Annotated in this window: 2 protein-coding genes; both read left to right on the top strand. The window is 68.7% G+C overall.

Annotation, left to right across the window (positions count from 1 at the left end):
• Nucleotides 1–87: 87 nt before the first annotated feature.
• The gene (locus C6P61_RS17525; RefSeq protein WP_105731165.1) at nucleotides 88–438 is read left to right on the top strand and encodes a hypothetical protein; all 351 of its coding nucleotides are present in this window, start codon (nucleotides 88–90) and stop codon (nucleotides 436–438) included.
• A 131-nt stretch (nucleotides 439–569) separates the two neighbouring features.
• Nucleotides 570–2,417, top strand: coding sequence for an NAD(P)/FAD-dependent oxidoreductase (locus C6P61_RS17520; protein ID WP_105731164.1), 1,848 nt, complete (start codon nucleotides 570–572; stop codon nucleotides 2,415–2,417).
• The last annotated feature ends 65 nt before the right edge of the window (nucleotides 2,418–2,482 follow it).

The raw sequence follows: 2,482 nt of genomic DNA, 5'->3' as shown, positions 1-2,482 counted from the left end.
TCTAGTTGTGTTAGCCGTTGTAAGTCTGGGTCATCAGCATGGAGCTTGTCAGGGATGTCCCTGAGTCACCATCAAGAGGCCCGCACCATGAAGAAGTCCCTGTTTGCCCTGTTGTCCGCTGCCGCGATCACCCTGAGCGCCCAGGCACAGACGCCTGCCACGCCGGCTGTCCCCGCCACGCCCGCCAGCAAGGCCACGGGCACTGAAGCGAAGATGCCCGCCGCCCCGGCCGAACTCAAGCAGGCGCAAGCGCCGCAGACGTCGGCCAAGGACCTGCCCAAGAAGGCGACGAAGGCCAAGAAGGTCGCCAAGAAGAAGCCGGCGCCTGCTCCGGCAACCAAGGCCGCCACACCCGCTGCACCCGCCGTGCCGGCGACGCCTGCCAGCGCTGCTGCTCCAGCGACTCCGGCCATCCCGGCAGTACCAGCCCAGAAGTAAGCCTGCCTCCATCTCGTACCGCACAGCCCGGCCAGTCCGGTGGCTGCAGGCCGTCAGCGCGATAGGTGCGACGGCCAGCGGGCAAAGTCCTTATCATCGGCGGCTCGATTGCTTGATCACCACGAGCCAACATGATCCGAATCTCTGAACTCAAACTCCCGCTGACCGCGCTGCCGGTCGAGACCCGTCGCGCCTCTGACGCCCCCACCGAGACCGACGCGGACCGGCTGCCGACGCCGCATCCGGTCGCAGAACTGCGCCGGCTCGCCGCGCAGGCGCTCGGCATCGCCGAAGGACAGATCGCCGAGCTGCAGGTCTTCAAGCGCAGCTTCGATGCGCGCAAGGCCGAGCTGCTGGCGGTCTTCATCTGCGACCTGAGCCTGGCCGAGCCGGCGCAGGAAACCGAGCTGCTGGCGAAATTCGACAAGAATCCACATATCCAGCGCACGCCCGACATGAGCTGGCACGCGCCGGCCCATGCACCCGCTGGCTGGCCGGCAGACCAGGCCGAACGGCCAGTGGTGGTCGGATTCGGCCCCTGCGGCATCTTCGCGGCGCTGGCCTTGGCGCAGCTGGGCCTGAAACCGATCGTGCTCGAACGCGGCCGGCCGGTGCGCCAGCGCACCAAGGACACCTGGGGCCTGTGGCGCAAGAAGGTGCTGACGCCCGAATCGAACGTGCAGTATGGCGAAGGCGGCGCCGGCCTGTTCTCGGACGGCAAGCTCTACAGCCAGATCAAGGACCCGCGTTTCCTGGGCCGCAAGGTGATGCAGGAATTCGTCGACGCTGGCGCACCGCCCGAAATCCTCTACATGGCGCACCCGCATATCGGCACCTTCAAGCTGGTCAAGGTCGTCGAAGCCATGCGCGAGAAGATCATCGAGCTCGGCGGCGAGATCCGCTTCGAGCAGCGCGTGACCGAGCTGCTGCTCGAAGCCGCGCCGACTGGTGCTGCTGCCCCCGCAGGCTTCCAGCCGCAGCGCGTGCGCGGCCTCAAGGTGCTGGACCTGGCCTCGGGCGCAGTCCAGCAACTGGCGGCGCGCCGGGTCGTGCTTGCGCTCGGCCACAGCTCGCGCGACACCTTCGCGATGCTGCATGACGCCGGCGTGTTCCTGGAGCCGAAACCGTTCTCGATCGGCGTGCGGATCGAGCATCCGCAAAGCGTGATCGACCAGTCGCTCTGGGGCCGCCATGCCGGCCACCCGTTGCTGGGCGCAGCCGCCTACAAGCTGGTGCATCACGCCAATAACGGGCGTGCGGTCTACAGCTTCTGCATGTGCCCGGGCGGTACCGTGGTGGCCGCGACCAGCGAGCCCGAGCGCGTCGTCACCAACGGCATGAGCCAGTACTCGCGCGCCGAGCGCAACGCCAACGCCGGGCTGGTGGTCGCGATCGACCCGTCCGACTATCCGCTTGATGCCGAGACCTGGATCGCCGCCTTCGGCGCCGCCGATGGCGCGCGCTACGCCGCCGAGGCGCAGGCGCTGCAGGCCAAGGGCCAGACGCACCCGCTGGCCGGCGTGGTGTTCCAGCGCCAGCTCGAGAGCCGGGCCTTCGAGGTCGGCGGGCGCGATTACCAGGCCCCCGGCCAGCTGGTCGGCGACTTCCTGGCTGACCAGCCGTCGCAACAGTTCGGCGCGGTCCAGCCCTCCTACAAGCCCGGCGTCAAGCTCGGCGACCTGAGCCAGGTGCTGCCCGGTTTCGCGGTCGCCGCCATGCGCGAGGCCCTGCCCGTGTTCGGCCGCAAGATCAGGGGCTACGACATGGCCGACGCCGTCATGACCGGGATCGAGACCCGCACCAGTTCGCCGCTGCGCATCACGCGCGGCGAAGACTGCCAGAGCCTGAACGTCGCGGGACTCTATCCGGCCGGCGAAGGCGCGGGCTATGCCGGCGGCATCCTGTCGGCAGGCGTCGATGGCATCAAGGTCGCCGAGGCGATTGCGCGCGCCGCCGTCGGAGCGCCGGAACCGGCCTGAGGCACGACCCATGCAAAAGGCCGGCATGCAAGCCGGCCTTTTTGCGTGTGCGCCCAGCATGGGCG

It is taken from the genome of Malikia spinosa, from assembly GCF_002980625.1.
Lineage (GTDB): Bacteria > Pseudomonadota > Gammaproteobacteria > Burkholderiales > Burkholderiaceae_C > Malikia > Malikia spinosa.
The sequence above is the reverse complement of the archived record's forward strand: the minus strand, read 5'-3'. Positions and strand labels throughout refer to the sequence as shown.